The organism is Massilia sp. LXY-6, assembly GCF_051233485.1.
Lineage (GTDB): Bacteria > Pseudomonadota > Gammaproteobacteria > Burkholderiales > Burkholderiaceae_D > Telluria.
Genome location: NZ_JBKFGF010000084.1, coordinates 1 through 3,719, shown reverse-complemented (window position 1 = coordinate 3,719; position 3,719 = coordinate 1). Strand labels below are relative to the sequence as shown.

Sequence of the window (3,719 nt, the reverse complement as noted above, 5' to 3'; positions counted from 1 at the left end):
GTCGATCGCGAACAGCTTCAGGTAGGCCAGCGAGGAATAGCCGGTGCCGAAATCGTCGATCGCCAGCTTGAAGCCGCGCGCGCGCAGCTGGCGCAGCAGGGCGCGGGTGTTTTCCGGGTCGTGCATGGCAGCCGTCTCGGTGATCTCCAGTTCCAGCAGCGAGGGGTCGATCGGATGCAGGGCCAGCAGGTGGTCCAGGCGCGCCAGCAGGGCGCCGCCGCCGAACTGGCGCGCCGACAGGTTGACCGCCAGGCGCAGCCCGCCGAGCCCCTCGTGCTGCCATTCGGCCAGCAGGGCCATGGCGCGCCCCAGCACCCAGTCGCCGAGCGGCAGGATCAGGCCCGACTCTTCGGCGATCGGGATGAAGCGGCCCGGCTCGATGTTGCCCAGCTCCGGATCGTACCAGCGCAGCAGGGCCTCGGCGCCGATCACGCGCCCGGTGTCGAGCGCGACCTGGGCCTGCAGGTGGATCTCGAAGCCGCCGTTCTCGAGCGCCGCCCACATCCGGTTTTCCAGCATCAGGTGCTCGTGGGTGGCGGCGTTCATGGCCGGCGAGAAGAACTGGAAATTGCCGCGCCCCTCGCGCTTGGCGGCGTACATCGCCATGTCGGCGTGGCGCACCAGGGTGTCGGCGTCTTCGCCGTCGTCCGGGAACAGGGCCACGCCCACGCTGGCGCCGCTGTGCGCGGTGATGCCGTTCAGGTAGTAGGGCTCCTGCAGCGACTCGACCAGCCGCACCGCCACCGTGCTCACGCTGTCCGGCGTCAGCGGGCCGCCCAGCACGATAATGAATTCGTCGCCGCCAAGGCGGGCCAGGGTGTCGACGTCGCGCAGCAGGTCCTTCATGCGCGCGCTGGCGCCCACCAGCAACTGGTCGCCGGCCTGGTGGCCGAACGAATCGTTGATCTTCTTGAAGTGGTCGAGGTCGATGAACAGCACCGCCAGCGGCAGGTTCGAGCGACGGGCCTGGGCCAGTTGCTGCTCCAGCCGCATGCCGAGCGCGGCGCGGTTTTCCAGGCCGGTCAGCGGGTCGTGGTGGGCCAGGCGGTGGATGTGGGCCTGCGAGCGGTGCTGCTCGGTGAGGTCGCGCAGGATGCAGACGTACAGCCGCTCGCCGGGCAGCTCCACTTTCGAGACCGACACCGCCAGCGGAAAGGGCTGGGCGCGCGCGTCGAGCCCGGCCAGTTCGCGTTCGTCGGCCGGCGCATCGGCCAGGCGCGCCAGCAGCGCGGCCCCGCCTTCGCCGCCGGCGCCCGGCACCAGGGTGGCGAAATCCAGGCCCTGCAGGTGGGCCTGCGGATAGCCGAACAGCGCCGCCGTGGCCGGGTTGGTCGACATCACGACCCCGCCGGCATCGACGGTGACGATGGCGTCGCCGGCATTGTCGAGGATTGCCTGCAGGCGCGCTTCGCGGTCGCGCAGGCGCGCGGTGCGATCTAGTACCTTGGCCTCGATCGCGGCCCGTTCGCCGCTGCTCAGCAGCAGCATCGCCCCCAGGAGTGCGGTCAGCAGCAGGCCGGAGGTCAGCACGGTCCAGCTGACCACGCCATGCTGTTCCTCCATGTAGGCGACGGTCGGGGAAAAGCGCAGGGCATAGCTGCGGCCGCCGAACGACAGCCCGACCCGGTAGTCGGCGCGGCCGGCCGGCCGCCGGATCTCGCCGACCAGCGCACGCGGCGCCCCGTCGGTGACGTCGGCCAGGCTCAGATTGAAACCGTCGAAGCCGCTGCGCAGCGTCGCCTGCTCGACCAGGGCATGCGCATCCAGGACCAGGCCGAGCAGGCCGACCGGCGGCCGGCCGGGTTCGCGCACCGCACGGAACAGCAAGATGCCGGTGCTGTCCTTCGAGACCAGGTCCAGCGGCGGCGTGGCGACCGGATCGATGCCGCGCAGGGCGCGCATGGCCGCTTCCCCGCGCAATGGCGCCGTCATGAAGTCGATCCCGCGCATATAGCTGTTGGTGAGCGGCCAGGTGTAGAGCATCGGAAGGTAGAGCGCGCGCTCGCCGGCGGCGTGCAGCGTACGTCCGGGACCGAGGTCGCGCATGCCCTCGAAACCGGGGTCGACTTCGGTGCGGACCCAGGCCTCGAAGGCCGGGCGTTCGGCGCGCGTGACCGGCACCAGCCAGTTGACGCCGACGATGTCGCGCCGCCCGTCCACATAGCCCCGCGCGATGCGCAGGAATTTGTCGCGCGCCATGTATTTTTCGTCGGCACCGAGAGTGCGGGCGAAGGTGCCGACGAAGCGTTCATGCTCGTTCAGCTCGGCCTGCAGGCCGTCGGCCACCTGCTGGGCCTTCAGGCGGTAGGGCTGCAGGTGCTGCTGGGTCTCCCAGTGCACGGCCTGTTCGTAGACCGCCACCACGGCGCCGGCGGCCAGCACCAGGGGCACCGCGACCATCGGCGCGCGCTGCCGCCACAGCGGGCGCGGCCGGCCCCAGGCGATCCATACCAGTGGCGACGCCAGCAGCACGCCGATGGTGTCGCCGGCCCACCAGTTGACCCAGTTCGACCAGCGCTCGGCGGCCGGGATCAGGCTCAGCCAGTAGAGCGCGGAGACGCTGATGCTGGCGTTGATCAGGCAGATGAGCGGGGCCAGCGCCAGGAAGCGGCCGACGTCGCGCGCCGAGTCGAGGGCAGGGCGCACCAGGCGCCGGAACCAGGCGGCGCCGAGCCAGGCCTGGAGTACCGAGCCGAGCGTGGTGAGAATGGTGACGGCGGTCGCGGGGCCGAGCGCGGCATCCGGCCCCAGCCATGCGCGCGGCAGGTGCAGCAGGGCAGCGCCCAGCGCGATCGCGGGCAGGACGCGCCAGCCGGCGCTGACGGCCAGCGCGAAGCCGACGCCGGCAGGAAGGAAGACCGGCGTGGCGTAGCCGGCAGGAAGATCGAGCAGGTCGCTGACGAAGCGCATGGCAACGTAGACGCCGATGATCGTCAAGCTAGCCAGGAGAAGCTGCGGCCAGCCCCAACGTGCCTTTGCTGCTGGTATGCGAACCATCCCTCATCCCTTGTAGTTTTCCCCAGTCTAGCCGCTCCAGTAAATACGTGGCGCTACAGTTGCGGCTTCATTTGCAAACATAGTTGCAAACAACCCTTGCGGACTTGCAGTTGGGTCGCTACAATCACGCCCCGAAGCAACGACACTATGTGAGTCAGATCAGTTCTGATAAAACAATAGTTGACAGTAGTTTGTCCGTGCTTCATACTCTGCGGTTCTTCGCGGTGGGGTGGCCGAGTGGTTAAAGGCAGCAGACTGTAAATCTGCCCTCTCTGAGTACGCTGGTTCGAATCCAGCCCCCACCACCAATAAGCGTTGATCGTGAAGTCGAATCGAAAGCAGTTGAGTTAAGTTGTACCTCGTGCGGGTGTAGCTCAATGGTAGAGCTGAAGCCTTCCAAGCTTATGACGAGGGTTCGATTCCCTTCACCCGCTCCAGTGTCAAATCAGCCCTTGTAGCTCAGTGGTAGAGCACTCCCTTGGTAAGGGAGAGGCCACGTGTTCAATCCACGTCAAGGGCACCAGAATTTAGTGCGGCAGTCAGCAGTATCCGACCGTCAGGCGTGCCTGGTAATTTCAAAAAAATCGTTAGGATCTTAGGAGTCAAGAATGGCAAAAGGTAAATTCGAACGGACCAAGCCGCACGTCAACGTCGGCACCATTGGTCACGTTGACCACGGCAAAACCACCCTGACGGCTGCAATCGCAACCGTTCTGTCGAAG

At 67.2% G+C, this 3,719-nt stretch carries 2 protein-coding genes and 3 tRNA genes; 4 read left to right on the top strand and 1 reads right to left on the bottom strand.

From position 1 onward, the window contains the following. On the bottom strand, positions 1–2,937 hold a 2,937-nt coding region (locus tag ACI48D_RS25390), incomplete at its 3' end, for a diguanylate cyclase domain-containing protein (protein WP_435574019.1). A gap of 283 nt (positions 2,938–3,220) precedes the next feature. Here ACI48D_RS25390 and ACI48D_RS25385 point away from each other — a divergent pair. The 4 genes from ACI48D_RS25385 to ACI48D_RS25370 form a co-directional block, all read left to right on the top strand. Continuing rightward, a tRNA-Tyr gene (locus tag ACI48D_RS25385) sits at positions 3,221–3,305 on the top strand. Positions 3,306–3,360: 55 nt separating this feature from the next. Then, positions 3,361–3,434, top strand: a tRNA-Gly gene (locus tag ACI48D_RS25380). A gap of 11 nt (positions 3,435–3,445) precedes the next feature. Then, positions 3,446–3,520: transfer RNA gene (locus ACI48D_RS25375), tRNA-Thr, on the top strand. Positions 3,521–3,605: 85 nt separating this feature from the next. Next, a partial coding sequence (locus tag ACI48D_RS25370) for a GTP-binding protein (RefSeq protein ID WP_204317187.1) occupies positions 3,606–3,719 on the top strand: 114 nt, incomplete at its 3' end.